At 62.7% G+C, this 15,103-nt stretch carries 12 protein-coding genes; 9 read left to right on the plus strand and 3 right to left on the minus strand.

The window, feature by feature from the left end; genetic code table 11:
• Positions 1-116 precede the first annotated feature (116 nt).
• The 7 genes from deoC to WN982_RS26870 all read left to right on the plus strand — a co-directional run bounded on the left by deoC (position 117) and on the right by WN982_RS26870 (position 9,549).
• Positions 117-1,127 (plus strand): deoxyribose-phosphate aldolase, encoded by a 1,011-nt coding sequence (gene deoC, locus WN982_RS26840; RefSeq protein ID WP_341318627.1) that lies wholly within the window; start codon positions 117-119, stop codon positions 1,125-1,127.
• A 16-nt stretch (positions 1,128-1,143) separates the two neighbouring features.
• Positions 1,144-3,531 (plus strand): aldehyde dehydrogenase family protein, encoded by a 2,388-nt coding sequence (locus WN982_RS26845; RefSeq protein ID WP_341318628.1) that lies wholly within the window; start codon positions 1,144-1,146, stop codon positions 3,529-3,531.
• 150 nt (positions 3,532-3,681) lie between these two features.
• A complete protein-coding gene (gene rbsK / locus WN982_RS26850; protein ID WP_341318629.1) occupies positions 3,682-4,644 on the plus strand; it encodes a ribokinase in 963 nt (320 codons plus the stop codon).
• 34 nt (positions 4,645-4,678) lie between these two features.
• The gene (locus WN982_RS26855) at positions 4,679-5,734 is read left to right on the plus strand and encodes an ABC transporter permease (protein WP_341318630.1); all 1,056 of its coding nucleotides are present in this window, start codon (positions 4,679-4,681) and stop codon (positions 5,732-5,734) included.
• A gap of 117 nt (positions 5,735-5,851) precedes the next feature.
• Positions 5,852-6,856 (plus strand): autoinducer 2 ABC transporter substrate-binding protein, encoded by a 1,005-nt coding sequence (locus WN982_RS26860; protein WP_341318631.1) that lies wholly within the window; start codon positions 5,852-5,854, stop codon positions 6,854-6,856.
• Positions 6,857-6,924: 68 nt separating this feature from the next.
• Positions 6,925-8,475: a sugar ABC transporter ATP-binding protein gene (locus tag WN982_RS26865; protein ID WP_341318632.1), complete on the plus strand. Its 1,551-nt coding sequence runs from the start codon at positions 6,925-6,927 to the stop codon at positions 8,473-8,475.
• 15 nt (positions 8,476-8,490) lie between these two features.
• The gene (locus WN982_RS26870; RefSeq protein ID WP_341318633.1) at positions 8,491-9,549 is read left to right on the plus strand and encodes an ABC transporter permease; all 1,059 of its coding nucleotides are present in this window, start codon (positions 8,491-8,493) and stop codon (positions 9,547-9,549) included.
• Between the two features lie 63 nt (positions 9,550-9,612).
• Here WN982_RS26870 and WN982_RS26875 read toward each other — a convergent pair whose 3' ends face one another.
• The 3 genes from WN982_RS26875 to WN982_RS26885 form a co-directional block, all read right to left on the minus strand.
• A complete protein-coding gene (locus tag WN982_RS26875; RefSeq protein WP_341318634.1) occupies positions 9,613-10,338 on the minus strand; it encodes a DeoR/GlpR family DNA-binding transcription regulator in 726 nt (241 codons plus the stop codon).
• A 103-nt stretch (positions 10,339-10,441) separates the two neighbouring features.
• Positions 10,442-11,329 carry an amidohydrolase family protein gene (locus tag WN982_RS26880; protein WP_341318635.1) on the minus strand — a complete coding sequence of 296 codons (888 nt, stop codon included), beginning with the start codon at positions 11,327-11,329 and terminating at the stop codon, positions 10,442-10,444.
• 2 nt (positions 11,330-11,331) lie between these two features.
• Positions 11,332-12,630: an MFS transporter gene (locus tag WN982_RS26885; RefSeq protein WP_341318636.1), complete on the minus strand. Its 1,299-nt coding sequence runs from the start codon at positions 12,628-12,630 to the stop codon at positions 11,332-11,334.
• Positions 12,631-12,786: 156 nt separating this feature from the next.
• Between WN982_RS26885 and WN982_RS26890 the strand changes: the two genes are divergently transcribed.
• Positions 12,787-13,530 carry a GntR family transcriptional regulator gene (locus WN982_RS26890; protein ID WP_341318637.1) on the plus strand — a complete coding sequence of 248 codons (744 nt, stop codon included), beginning with the start codon at positions 12,787-12,789 and terminating at the stop codon, positions 13,528-13,530.
• Positions 13,531-13,729: 199 nt separating this feature from the next.
• Positions 13,730-15,040, plus strand: coding sequence for an MFS transporter (locus WN982_RS26895; protein WP_341318638.1), 1,311 nt, complete (start codon positions 13,730-13,732; stop codon positions 15,038-15,040).
• The last annotated feature ends 63 nt before the right edge of the window (positions 15,041-15,103 follow it).

The raw sequence follows: 15,103 nt of genomic DNA on the forward strand, positions 1-15,103 counted from the left end.
TCTGAATGTAACGATTGATTCGCAAGACTTGTTATGATTATATCAATCGTTGTAGCATAGATGCGGATACATCGTCAGCCGCTGGTTGTGCGTCGCATCAAAATTTCGGATGTCTCATGCCTGAAAGTCCTTCCTTGTCTTCTTCGGTCATCGCGCTGCGCGGCGGCCCACTCATCCATCCGGTCCGCAACCCGGGCACGACGTTCGACGCGTCATGGCTGGATGGCCTGCGCGTCAACCAGTCCGCGGTCGAACGGCGTACGTCCACGCTTGCCACGCGCCGCACCGTCAAGAAGGATGCGCAGGCCGCGTGGCTGCTGAAGGCCGTCACCTGCATCGACCTGACAACGCTCAACGGCGACGACACCGAAGGCCGCGTGCGGCGCCTCTGCGCGAAAGCGCGCCAGCCGGTGCGCGCCGATCTGCTCGAAGCGCTCGGCATCGCGCCGCGGGGCATCACGACGGGCGCAGTCTGCGTGTATCACCGCTTCGTCGCGGCGGCAGTGGATGCGCTGCAGGGGAGCGGCATCCCGGTCGCCGCGGTATCGACAGGTTTTCCAGCCGGGCTGATTCCGCATCCGCTGAAGCTGAAAGAGATCGAGGCTTCCGTCGCGGACGGCGCGATGGAAATCGACATCGTGGTGACGCGCGAATACGTGCTCACCGGCAACTGGCAGGCGCTTTACGACGAAGTGCGCGACTTCCGCGCGGCGTGCGGCCCAGCGCATCTGAAGACGATTCTGGCGACCGGCGACATCCGCACGCTGTCCAACGTTGCGCGCGCATCCATGGTCTGCATGATGGCCGGCGCCGACTTCATCAAGACATCGACCGGCAAGGAGGGCGTCAACGCGACGCTCGACGTGTCGCTCGTGATGGTGCGCATGATCCGCGAATACCAGGCGCGCACGGGCGTGCCCATCGGCTTCAAGCCGGCGGGTGGCGTGTCGAACGCGAAGTCCGTGCTGTCCTACCAGATCCTGATGAAGGAAGAACTCGGCCGCCCGTGGCTCGAACCGGCGCTGTTCCGGATCGGCGCGTCGAGTCTGCTGGCCGATATCGAACGCCAGCTCGAACATCATGTGAGCGGCCGTTATTCCGCTTTCAACCGTCACCCCGTAGCCTGAACACAAGACCGATCCCATGAGCGTAGCCGAGTATTTTTCATCGATGGAGTACGGTCCCGCACCCGAGGACGACCAGGCCGCGCGCGCATGGCTCGCGCAGCACGAGGCGAGCTTCGGGCATTTCATCGGCGGCGCGTGGCGTGCGCCGGCCGCCGGTGAGCGCTTCGTCTCGCACGCGCCCGCGACGGGCGAACGGCTCGCCGATATCGCCCAGGGCGATGCGGCCGATATCGATGCGGCCGTGGCCGCTGCGCGCACCGCGCAACCGGGCTGGCTCGCGCTGGGCGGCGCCGGACGTGCGCGGCATCTGTACGCGCTCGCGCGCATGGTGCAGCGCCATAGCCGGCTGTTCGCCGTGCTCGAAGCGCTCGACAACGGCAAGCCGATCCGCGAAACGCGCGATATCGACGTGCCGCTCGTCGCGCGTCACTTCCTGCATCACGCGGGCTGGGCACAGTTGCAGGACAGCGAATTCGCCGGTTATGCGCCGCTCGGCGTGGTCGGTCAGATCGTGCCGTGGAATTTCCCGCTGCTGATGCTCGCGTGGAAGATCGCACCGGCGATTGCAACGGGCAACTGCGTCGTCCTGAAGCCCGCCGAATACACGCCGCTCACGGCCTTGCTGTTCGCCGAGCTCGCACATCGGGCGGGCTTGCCCGCGGGCGTGCTGAACGTCGTCACGGGCGACGGCCTTACCGGCGCGGCGCTCGTTGCGCATCCGCAGGTCGACAAAATCGCCTTTACGGGTTCGACCGAAGTGGGGCGATCGATCCGCTCGGTCACGGCCGGCTCGGGCAAATCGCTGACGCTCGAACTCGGCGGCAAGTCGCCGTTCATCGTGTTCGACGATGCGGACCTCGACGGCGCTGTAGAAGGCGTAGTCGATGCAATCTGGTTCAACCAGGGGCAGGTCTGTTGCGCGGGCTCGCGGCTGCTCGTGCAGGAGGGGATCGAAGCGCGCTTCATCGCGAAGCTGAAACGCCGCATGGAAACGCTGCGCGTCGGCACCTCGCTCGACAAGAGCATCGATATCGGCGCGATCGTCGATCCGGTGCAGCTCGAACGCATCGAGTCACTGGTGGAAAGCGGGCGGCGGGAAGGCTGCTCGATCTGGCAATCGCCCAATGCGACGATGCCGGCCGGCGGCTGCTTTTATCCGCCCACGCTCGTCACCGGCGTGGCGCCGGCTTCCACGCTCGCGCAGGAAGAAATCTTCGGCCCGGTGCTGGTGACGATGAGCTTCCGTACGCCCGACGAAGCCATCGCACTCGCGAACAACTCGCGCTATGGGCTCGCCGCCAGCGTCTGGAGCGAGACGATCGGCCGCGCGCTCGACATTGCGCCGCGTCTTGCGTGCGGGGTCGTGTGGATCAATGCGACGAACCTGTTCGACGCGGCAGTCGGCTTCGGCGGCTATCGCGAATCGGGCTATGGGCGCGAAGGCGGACGTGAGGGCATCTACGAATATCTGAAACCGCGTGCGTGGCTCAACCTTGCGGAGCGTCGGTCGGTGGTTCCCGCGGCACGCGCAGGCGAGCGTAGTCAGTCGGCGAATATCACGCTGATCGACCGTACCGCGAAGCTGTTCATTGGCGGCAAGCAGGTGCGTCCAGATAGTGGGTATTCGTTGCAGGTTCACGCGCCGGATGGCACGCCGGTCGGCGAAGTGGGCGAGGGTAACCGGAAGGACATTCGCAACGCGGTCGAAGCGGCACGGGCGGCGCAGAAGTGGTCGCAGGCGAGCACGCATCACCGGGCTCAGGTGCTTTTCTATCTTGCCGAGAATCTTGCCGTGCGCGCGGACGAATTCGCGCGGCAACTCGTCGCGAGAAACGGGGTGACGGAAGCGGCGGCGCGTGCGGAAGTCGAAGCAGCGGTGGCGCGCCTCTTCACCTACGCCGCGTGGGCGGACAAGTTCGATGGCGCTGTGCATACGCCGCCGCTGCGCGGCGTCGCACTGGCGATGCACGAACCGCTCGGCGTAATCGGCATTGCCTGTCCGGACGAGGCGCCGTTGCTCGGCTTCGTTTCGCTGGCGGCGCCCGCGCTTGCGATGGGCAATCGCGTCGTCGTGTTGCCGAGTGAGGCGTGTCCGCTTAAGGTCACCGACTTTTATCAGGTGGCCGAGACCTCGGACGTGCCAGGCGGCGTGCTCAACATCGTGACGGGTGAACGCGGCGCGCTGCTGCCGGCGCTCGCCAAACACGACGATGTCGATGCCGTCTGGTGCTTCGGCAAGGCGGCGGATTCGACGCTGGTCGAACGCGAGTCGATCGGCAATCTGAAGCGTACTTTCGTCGATCACGGACGCCAGTTCGACTGGTTCGACCGATCGAGCGAAGGCCTGCCGTTTTTGCGTCAGGCCGTGCAGGTAAAGAACATCTGGATACCGTACGGAGACTGATCGACAGTCGGAATAAACGTCTGAACGACATGCACGCCAACCAGAAAATGGAGGAGACAACGTGCTGAAGAATCTGGACCTGCTGTTGAACACCGCGCTGCTGAATGCCGATGGACTGATCGCGACTGTTGCCCCGCGAGGGGAACGCACATGAACACGCCTCAGGAACGAAGCGGGCGCGTCGTCATTCTCGGCATATACGTCACCGACCTGACGTTTCGCGCTGAGCGCATGCCGCTGATCGGCGAGACGATCGCCGGCTCGGCATTCGCGATGGGGCCGGGCGGCAAGGGCTCGAATCAGGCGGTCGCGGCGGCGCGTGCCGGCGCCGAGGTGGTCTTCTGCACCCGCATCGGCAACGACGCGTTCGGCGCGATTGCACGCACGACGTGGGCGGCTGAAGGCATCACGGCGCGCGCGTCGGTCGTCGAGGGTGTTTCCACCGGCGCGGCGCATATCTTCGTCGACGACACCACCGGCATGAACGCGATCATCGTCGCATCCGGCGCGGCCGGCACGATGATCGCAGCCGACGTCGACGCGATCGAAGCCGACATCGCCGCCGCGCGCGTGTTTGTCACGCAGCTCGAACAGCCGCTGCCTGCCGCGCGCCGCGGTCTGGAAGTTGCGCGCAAACACGGCGTCATCACCGTGTTCAATCCGGCGCCCGCGTTGCCGCTCGACGACGGCATCTTCCCGTTGTGCGACTACATCACCCCGAACGAAACCGAAGCCGCCGCGCTGACCGGCATGCCGATCGCGAACGCCGACGATGCACGCCGTGCCGCCGACGTGCTGCTCGCCAAAGGTGTCGGCGCGGTGATCGTCACGCTCGGCGAAGGCGGCGCGCTGCTGCATTCGGCGACCCAATCGGTACATGTGCCGGCTTACCAATGCGGTCGCGTGGTGGAAACCGCCGGTGCCGGCGACGGCTTTACGGGCGGCTTCGCGGCGGCGCTCGCACGCGGCGACGATGCGATCTCCGCGATGCGCTTCGGTTGCGCGCTCGCGGGCATTTCCGTGACGCGTCCGGGCACGGCGCCTTCCATGCCGACGCTCGATGAAGTGAAGCGGGTATTGAACCATTCGGGTCAGACGTCCCAGGCATTCTGACTGTTTGCGCAGGTTGAAGGAGATCGTCATCACCATGAAGTCCTCGTTCGCCGCTGGAAAGCTGTTTGCCGACCGGCAACTGAATTTCTTGCTGATCGTCAATGTGCTCGTCGTGCTGGTCGCGACGTGGCTATCGCACGGGCAGTTCGTCGATATCGACAACCTGCAATCGATGGGCGGTCAGTTGCCCGAACTCGGTTTGCTCGCGCTCGGCATCATGCTGTCGATGGTGTCCGGCAACGGCGGGATCGACCTGTCCGGCGTCGGGCTTGCCAATCTGTCGGGCATGGTCGCCGCGATGGCCGTGCCGCACTTCGTCAACGGCGACGACTCGCCGATGCTCTATACGGCGCTGTTCTGCGCGATCGTGGTGGCGGTGGGGCTGCTGGGCGGGCTCCTGAACGGCGTGGTCATCGCGCGTCTCAGACTCACGCCGATTCTCTGTACGCTCGGCACGCAGCTTCTGTTCACGGGCTTTGCCGTGGTACTCAGCAACGGCGCATCGGTGCACGTCGACTATGTCGACCCGTTGTCGAATATCGGTAACGGGACGGTGTTTCAGGTGCCGATCGCGTTCTGCATCTTTATCGCGGCAGTCGTCGTGCTGGGGTGGCTGCTCAAACGCAGCCCATTCGGCCTGCGCCTCTATCTGATGGGCACCAATCCCAAAGCCGCGTTCTATGCCGGCATTCCGCGCGCGCGGATGCTGATCACGACCTATGCAATGTGCGGCGTGCTCGCTTCGCTGGCAGGGCTCATCAGCGCGACGCACACCTCCAGCGCGAAATGGGATTACGGCAATTCATACCTGCTGATCGCGATTCTGATCGCGGTGATGGGCGGCGTGAATCCCGCGGGTGGCCACGGCCGCATCATCTGCGTGTTCTTTGCCGCGACGGTGCTGCAGTTTCTTTCGAGCCTGTTCAATCTGCTGGGCGTGTCGCAGTTCTTCGGCGATTGCGCGTGGGGTTTTCTGTTGTTGTTGTCGCTGGCGTTTGCGGGCGGCGAGCGGGTGCGCGCGATTTTCGGCTTCGGCGGTGGTGGTACTGGCGTCAGCACCCGTGGCGCGGGCACGGCGCCGAAGCGTTAGCTCGAGAGCCGGCGCAAGCAGAAGACGCAACAGGGGTTTCAGTACGCGGCGGACAACGAGCCCTGGCTGTCCGTGACCGTGAAGAGGGGCGACATCGAACGATAAAGGAGACATCGCATGAAATTGACTCGACTGGGTGCCGCGCTTGCAGCAGGCGCCCTGACGGTGGGCGTGATTGCCGCTGCGCAGGCTGCGACCAACGAGACGATCGTCACGGTCGTCAAGGTGACGGGCATCAACTGGTTCAACCGGATGGACGACGGCGTCAAGGCGTTCGCGAAGGACAACCCCGGCGTGAACGCCTATCAGACCGGCCCGGGCCGTGCGGATGCCGCGCAGCAGCTGAAGATCATCGAAGACCTGATCGCCAAAAAGGTCACGGCGATCGCCGTGGTGCCCTACGATCCGCCCACGCTCGAACCGGCGCTGAAGAAAGCGATGGATCGCGGCATCAAGGTGGTCACCCATGAGGCCGACAACGCGAAGAACACGATGGTCGACATCGAAGCGTTCGACAACACCGCATATGGCGCCGGCCTGAACGAGCGTCTCGCCTCATGCATGCACAGCGACGGCAAGTGGGCCGTGCTGGTCGGTTCGCTCGGCAGCCGCTCGCAGGTGCAGTGGGCGGACGGCGGCATCGGCAACGCGAAGGCCAAATATCCGAAGATGAATCTGGTCGAACCGAAGCTCGAAACCAATAACGACGGCGAGCGCGCGTATGAAGTCGCGAAGGAAGTGCTGCGCAAGCATCCGGACCTGAAGGGCTTCCAGGGCTCGTCCTCGCTCGACGTGATCGGTATCGGCCGCGCGGTCGAGGAAGCCGGCATGCAGGGCAAGATTTGCGTCTACGGCACGGGCTTGCCGACCGAAGCGGGCAAGTTCCTCGAAAGCGGCGCCGTCAACGGCATTGCGTTCTGGGATCCGAAGCTTGCGGGCATCGCCATGAACAAGGTCGCGCAGATGCTGATCGATGGCAAAACGGTCGAGAACGGGGCCGATCTCGGCATTCCTGGCTACACGAAGGTCACGGTCGCCAAGGGGCCGGGCAAGGGCATCATCGTGCGCGGCCAGGGCTGGGTGAACGTCGACAAGTCGAACTACAAGCAGTATCCGTTCTGATCCACGTTTCATGTTTTATGTGTCACGGCGTGCCCATGTGGGCACGCCTTACCTAGCGGTTCGCCATCATGAATCAAGACGTATCGTCACCGCGGTCTCGACCGTCGCAGCCCGTTCTGCAGGTTGTCGGCGTGCACAAGCGGTTTACGGGTGTGCATGCATTGCGCGGCGTGAGCCTGTCGTTCGAGCGCGGTCAGATTTATCACCTGCTCGGCGAGAACGGTTGCGGCAAGAGCACGCTCATCAAGATCATTTCCGGCGCACAGCCGCCTGACGAAGGCGAGCTCATCATCGAAGGCAAAAGGCATGCGCGGCTCTCCGCGCTTGAAGCCCTCGCGGCAGGCATCGAAACGGTCTATCAGGACCTATCGCTGCTGCCTAACATGAGTGTGGCCGAAAATGTCGCGCTCACTTCCGAGCTGGCCCTGCACGAAGGCAGGCTCGCCCGCACGTTCGACCGGCGCGCGCTGGCGCGCACGGCGGCGCGTGCGCTCGAAGCAGTCGGTCTGCCCGGCGATCCGGATTTTCAGTCGACGCTCATCGAACAATTGCCGCTCGCGACGCGTCAGCTCGTCGCGATTGCCCGCGCGATCGCGAGCGAGGCGAAGTTCGTCATCATGGACGAGCCCACGACGTCGCTCACGCAAAAGGAAGTCGACAACCTGATCGCGGTGCTCGCCAATCTGCGCACGCAGGGCGTGACGGTGCTGTTCGTGAGTCACAAGCTCGACGAGTGCTATGCGATCGGCGGCGAAGTGATCGTGCTGCGCGATGGACAAAAAATGGCGCAGGGACCGATCGCGCAGTTCACGAAAGCGCAGATCAGCGAATTGATGACCGGACGTCATCTGTCGAACGAGCGCTATCGTGAAGGTGGTCTTGGGCACGACGTCGTGCTCGATGTGCGGGGTTTCACGCGCGCCGGCCAGTTCAATGACGTGTCGTTCGCATTGCACGGCGGCGAAATTCTGGGTGTTACCGGTCTGCTGGATTCGGGGCGCAACGAACTTGCCCGTGCGCTGGCAGGCGTCGCGCCGGCGCAGTCGGGACACGTCGTGCTCGACGGCCGTGCCATTTCATTGCGCACACCGTCGGACGCGAAACGACATCGCATCGGCTACGTGCCGGAAGACCGCCTGAACGAAGGTCTGTTCCTCGATAAGCCGATCCGCGACAACCTGATCACCGCGATGATTTCCGGTTTGCGCGACCGTTTCGGTCAGATCGATCGCGCACGCGCGCAGGCGCTTGCGGAACAGACGGTGAAGGATTTGCAGATCGCGACGCCCGGCGTCGACAAGCCGGTGCAGTCGCTGTCCGGCGGCAATCAGCAACGCGTGCTGATCGGCCGCTGGCTCGCGATCGATCCGCGCGTGCTGATCCTGCACGGACCGACGGTCGGCGTCGACGTCGGATCGAAGGACATCATTTACCGCATCATGCAGCGCCTGTCGCAACGCGGCATCGGCATCATCCTGATTAGCGACGACTTGCCCGAACTGCTGCAGAACTGCGACCGCATCCTGATGATGAAGAAGGGGCGCGTCGCAAGTGAATACCGAGCCGACGAGCTGAATGAAGCTGACCTGTATCACGCGCTGCTTTCGGAAGCGGCATAGAGGACGCCAATACCCATGAACTCGCGCATGAATCCGCGCATGAACCAGACCATGACCACTCCGACCGTCGTCGAAGTCGCGCCCGAGGTCACGCCGCCGAGCTTGCGGGCGAAGCTCGCGCGCAACCCCGAATGGTTCACCGTCGCGCTGATCGCGGTGACGTGCCTGATTGTCGGTGCGATCAATCCGCGCTTCTTCCAGCTCGCGACGCTATTCGACCTGTTGCACTCGGCCACCACGATGTCGCTTTTTGCGCTGGGAACGCTAGTCGTGCTCGCTTCGGGCGGGATCGACGTGTCGTTCACCGCGATCGCCGCGCTGACGATGTACGGCATCACCAAGGCAGTGTTCGCATGGTGGCCCGACGCGCCCTTCGCGCTGATCCTGATCACGGGCGCGCTCGGCGGCGTCGTGCTCGGTGTCGTCAACGGCCTGCTCGTGCACCGGTTGAAAGCGCCTTCGCTGATCGTCACGATCGGCACGCAATATCTGTATCGCGGGCTTTTGCTGACGTTCATCGGCACGAAGTTCTTCATGAACATTCCGCACAGCATGGATCGTTTCGGCCGCATTCCGCTGTTTTTCTATCACACGGCTGACGGACTGCGCGCGGTGCTTCCGGTTTCGGTGCTGGCGCTGGTGGCGGCCGCCGCCGTCACGTGGTGGCTGCTGAACCGGACGATGATGGGGCGGGGCGTCTATGCGATGGGCGGCAGTCTGGCGATTGCCGAGCGGCTCGGCTACAACCTGCGCGCGATCCATCTGTTCGTATTCGGCTATACGGGCATGCTCGCCGGTATCGCCGGCATTCTGCATGTGTCGAACAATCGTCTCGCGAATCCGTTCGATCTGGTCGGCTCGGAACTCGATGTGATCGCGGCGGTGATCCTGGGCGGCGCGCGCATTACGGGCGGTACGGGTACGGTAGCGGGTACCTTGCTCGGTGTCGTGCTCGTCACGCTGATCAACAGCGTGCTGATTCTGGTCGGCGTGCCGAGCACCTGGCAGAAGGTGATCATCGGCGCCTTCATTCTGATCGCCGGGACGCTCTTCGCGTTGCAACGCAAAAGCTGAACGTAGCGATTGGCACGCTCGCAGCGCGACGCGCGCGCCGTCGTGGCGTCGTGCTTTGGGCGATTACCGGCGTTTGCGGAGCTCCTGGCCTTTTTCGGTGATGATCGAATCGAAGTCGTCGATTTGCGAGAAACGCACCGCTTTCACAACGCCGAACTTGCTCTGGTCCACCACCAGATGCCGTTCGACGGCACTCGCCATGGCGGCCTGTTTCAGCGCGACTTCGTGAAAATTCCAGCAGGTGACGCCGCGTGCGGTGTCCACGCCGCCCGCGGAAATGAACGCCTTGTTAATCCCCATGCGGCGCAGCATCTCCAGACTTTCTTCGCCCGCAAACGAATCTGACGACGGCACATAGACGCCGCCCAGCAGAATCATCCGCACATTCGGCTTGCGCCGCAGAATCTCCGCGACATTCAACGAGTAGCACACCACGGTGACATGGCGCTCGACCGGAATCAGCCGGGCCAGCGTGGTGAGCGTCGTGCCGCAATCGATGAACAGCGTTTCGTTGTCGCCGATCAGCTTCGCCGCAATCGCGGACGCTTCTGCCTTGGCCTGCGCGAAGTGGTCTTTTTCCTCTTCGAGCGAATAGCCGGCATTGTTCGGTACGTCAGTCGCGCTGACGATGTAGCCGCCGAGATACGTGAATCGTTCCGGACTGCCTGCGATGTCGCGCCGGACAGTCATCTCCGATACGCCCAGCAGGCTGGCGGCGTCGCGCAGGCGCATCACGTTTTGCCTGGCCAGCGCATCGGCGAGGGCGCGGAGGCGATCGGGTTTCAGCATGGAGGTCCTGTCGCGCAGTGTGGGTGGGGCGTTATGTTTTGTTCGATTTGGTGAAAGAATTATAACAAGCCCTTGCCTGCGCGGCGAGCCTGGCGTGATTACCTCAAGATGTGCGTTGAAGCGTTTGCGCAGTCGACGTGTTGTGGTTTGCAGGCTCCTCGTCGAATCTGTAGAAGGAATGCGGGGTTGTGCAAAGAATCGAGTCGACGACAGCGGGATCCAGTCCAAGGTCCAACAGCGTCGATAACGACTGCCCGTAGTCCACCACATGTTCATTCTGTGTGTGGGGCCAGTCGCTTCCCCACATCAGGCGCTCAGGACCGAAGTGTTCCAGGAGTTGGCTCGTCGCGTCACGGACAAAGCTTGAATCAGGAGCCGTACAGCGGTACGCACCCGAGATTTTGACCCAAACCCGCGCTGTCTTGCCAAAGCCAAGAAGCGTTTTGAATCCGGGGTCGCCTGTTCCCTTGTCTGGGTCGGGTCGCCCGAAATGGTCGACTACAACCGGCAATCCCGCATCGAGAAGGCAGTCGATCAACGGTGCCAGGTCATGCGCTTGCCTGTGCAATTCGACATGCCAACCGAGTCGCGACAGTTGGTCCAGCAGGGTTGTCCAGGATTTCGCGCGCAGGTCTGGTAACGCCTGCTCCATCAAGTTGAGCCGTACGCCGGTAATGCCTTGCTCATGCAGGTCAACTAACGTTTGTTCGGAGATATCGGGCGCGACAACTGCAACGCCCCTCAAACGGCGGGTGTCATGTGACAGTGCTTGCAGCAGATAGCGGTTGTCGGTCCCGAGAAAGCTCGGTTGCACCAGAACGGCCTGGCCGATGTCGTGGGCATTTAGAAGCCGCAGGTAGGCGGCGAGCGTTGCATCGTAGCCCGGCGCGTAGCGCCTTCCGGCTGTCAGTGGCAAGCCCCGCTCGAAGACGTGCGCGTGTGTGTCCACGCGACAGGGTCGCGACTGTACGGTGAGTACTGGAGCGGTCATCGTCATCCCCGCGGAGGGTTCAAGGTCAACCGCGCATTGTCGGCAGCATCGGGGGTGTGTTCCCGCGCAGCCTCACGTAGCCGCTTGCCGCGCGTCTCGGGAAGGAGCAGAACGGCGACCATCGCAAGTCCGTACGCAACTGCCGCGTCAATGCCGATCGCTGCGCCGAGCGACATCGAATGACTCATGTAGCCGACGAGAACCGGGAAGGCCGCCGAGGCGATGCGCCCGAAGTTGTAGCAGAATCCAACGCCGGTGCCGCGCATGTCGGCAGGGTAAAGCTCATTGAAGAGGGGCCCCAGGCTGGCTGGGATGCCCGCGGCGAAAAACCCGAGCGGGAAGCCGAGAACGAGCATCTGTGTGTTGGTCAGCGGAAGCATCACGTAGGCGAGCACGGTGACGATGCAGCAGAACGCGAACAGTGCAATGTTGCGTCGACGGCCAATGCGGTCGAGCAGATACGCGCTTGCCATGCAGCCGCACCAGAAGGCAACGATGACAACCGCCAGATAGCCGCCGGTGTTCAAAACCGAGAGGTGCCGCTCTTTTGCAAGGAAGGTTGGCAGCCACGTCATGATGGCGTAGTACCCGCCGTGAGCGCCGGTGCCCAACACCGCGCCGATGAGGGTGGTCCGGATCACCCGTGGCTGAAAGACCTGGGTGATTTGCCCCAACGCGGAGACCTTGGGTTCCGCGCTTGCCGGAGCGGCGCGCACGGGTTCCTTGAGGTTGCGCCGTACGAAGAGAACCAGGCCGGCCGGCAACAGGCCAACAGCGAACATCACTCGCCACGCCGTGTCCGCCGGTAACCAGGAGAAGACCGCGGCATAGAGCAGAACGGCCGCGCCCCAGCCAACCGCCCACGCGCTCTGCACGGCGCCCATGGCCCTGCCGCGGTGTTCGGTCCGGATGGTTTCTGCCATCAGCACCGCGCCCGCCGCCCATTCGCCGCCGAATCCGAACCCTTGCAGCGCCTTGAGGACAAGGAGTTGAGGGAAGTTTTGAGCGAACGCACACAGAAACGTAAAACCGGCGAACCACAGAATCGTCATTTGCAGCGTTCGCACCCGCCCAAAGCGATCTGAGAGCGCCCCAGCGAGCCAGCCGCCGAGCGCTGAAGACACAAGCGTCACGCTGCTGATCGCACCGGCCTGCGTATGGTCGATGCCATAAGCCGCAATGATGGCGGGAATGGCCAGCGTGAACATCTGCACGTCGAGCGCATCGAGTCCCCAACCTGCGAAGCACCCCCAAAAGGTGTTGCGCTCGAGGGGCGTGCCTTGCTTATACCAACCGAACATACCTGTCTCCGTTCATGCATCTCATACAGTCATATATATGACTGTATGACAAGTCTAGGCCGCCAGGCGAGAATGTTCATTCGGGATTAACCCTCGATAACTCGCCGGTTTCGGATGCGGTACAGTGGTAGCTCCTGTGAACAACTATATGAATCCATGAATGCGTCGTCTTTCCTGACCAAGCCAGATGGTCGATTGCCTCGGTATCAGCAATTGCGGGACGACCTTGTCAGCCGGATTGCCGCGGGGGAATGGGCGCCTGAAGAAGCCATCGCTACAGAGGCGGAGCTTGGTGAGTTCTATAACGTATCCACTGGTACGGTGCGTAAGGCAATCGATTTGCTGGTTGTCGACGGTGTGCTCACGCGCAGCCAGGGCAAGGGAACGTTTGTTCGCCGGCCCCGCTTTGATTCATCGCTGTTTCGCTTCTTCCGTTTCAAGTCGCGTACGGGTGAACCAGTGCGGCCGACTGCGCGCGTGCTTAAACGCGAAGTGGTCAAGCCCAGCGAGGAGATTCGGGCAACGCTGCGGATGAAAGCTTCCGAGAAGGCGATTCATCTGTCACGCGTCCGGCTGATCGAAGGGCAAGCTGTCCTGTCCGAGGAAATCTGGCTGCCTCGCGCCCGCTTCGAGCCACTGGCCACCTTGCCGCTCGAGGATTTTGAGGACCTGCTGTACCCCCTATACGAGCGGCTCTGCCGGCAGATTGTGGCGTCCGCCACGGAAATTCTCAACGTGGAACAGGCCACGTCCGACGATGCATCGCTTCTGGGCGTGCCGGCCGGCAGCCCCGTGATTCTGGTTCACCGCGTCGCGTCGGACTTTGCCGGGACGCCGTTTGAATGGCGCAGCACACGCGGCGGCGCCGCCACTTTCCAGTATCAGGTCGAAATCCGCTGAGCGGCAAAACCGCCTTCAAGACGAGGGCGGTGTTTCGATGCCGTCCCGCACCGGGTGCGGGTATCACCTCATAGCGCGCATTTCAAATTCATACAAACATATATATGACTACATCAATTTGGCTGATTTCGCCGACGTAGCGACTGCCGCTCCATGACGGGATGGTCGCAGTCGGCCAGCGAGGAAACTGGAGCAGACCATGTCTACACCGACAGGATTTGAGCAGCAGGTCATGAAAAAGATGGCGTGGCGGCTGATGCCGTTGCTGATCATCATGTTTCTCATTTCGTTCATCGACCGCCAGAACGTCGGCTTTGCCAAGCTGGAGATGGTGCATGCCCTCGGCATGACGGAAGCGTCATACGGTCTCGGGGCGTCGCTATTCTTCATCGGCTATCTCCTCTTCGAAGTGCCTAGCACGCTTGCGCTTCATCGCTTCGGTGCGCGGACATGGCTTGCAAGAATCATGATTACCTGGGGGATCGTCACGGTTTTGATGGCGTTCGCCCGGTCGCTACCGGTCTTCTATTCGTTTCGCTTCGCATTGGGTGTCGCCGAGGCAGGTTTTTATCCCGGCGTCATCTACTACCTCACCCAATGGTTTCCGCAGAGTTACCGCACCAAGGTGCTCGGGTTCTTCACGCTGGGAAGTTCGCTGGCGAACATGCTCGGCTCGCTGATTGGCGGTCTTCTGCTCACGCTCGGCGGAACGTGGGGATTCGCAGGTTGGCAATGGGTGTTCATCGCGACGGGCATTCCGGCCATCCTGATTGCATTTGTCGCGCTCAAGTTTCTACCGGATTCGGTGAAGGACGCGCCGTTTCTTTCACAAGGGGAGAAGGACGTCGTTATTGCCGCGCTCAAACGTGAAGAGTCGGTTGAGGCGAAGGGGACACGGCCTTGGGGCGCGCTGCTCGACCCGAAGGTTCTTATGTTCGCGCTGACGTACATGCTGATGTCGACTTCGCTGTACGGCGTGACCTACTGGATGCCGACGCTTCTGAAAAGCGATGGCGTGTCGTCGTCGCTCAATGGCGTTCTGAACATGATTCCATGGGCGCTCGCAACGCTGCTTCTGCTCTGGCTTCCCGGAAAGCTCAAGCGCGAGCGCGTCGTTCTGAAGGCAATGAGTCTGGTGGCGGGAATCGGGGTGGTCTGCTTCGCGTCGAGCCTTGTATTGCCGAGCGCCTCGATGCGCTTCGCCGCCCTGTGCCTGGGGGGAGCATGCATTCCGTTGCTGTACCCGTGCTTCTGGTCGCTTCCCCCGCGGTTCTTCACGGGCGCGAGAGCTGCGGCGAGCGTCGCGGCTATCAATGCAATCGGCAACCTTGGCGGGTTCGCCGGTCAGAACCTGATGCCTTATGTCGGCAAGGTGGCTCATAGCCCCGTCGCGCCGATGCTGGTGCCGACCGCCTGTTTGTTCGTGTTGGGGATTGGAACCGCTGTCGCCGGGCTTGCTAGCGCGCGTCGCAGGATGGCGCTGGAGTCGGCAGCGGCTCGCTCGATTTAGTGTGCCGGCATCGCCCGTTTGGACTTATTGCCCACCTCGGGCGTGACCGTACTCGCTTGCAAT

It is taken from the genome of Paraburkholderia sp. IMGN_8, assembly GCF_038050405.1.
In the GTDB taxonomy this organism is placed as follows: Bacteria; Pseudomonadota; Gammaproteobacteria; order Burkholderiales; family Burkholderiaceae; genus Paraburkholderia.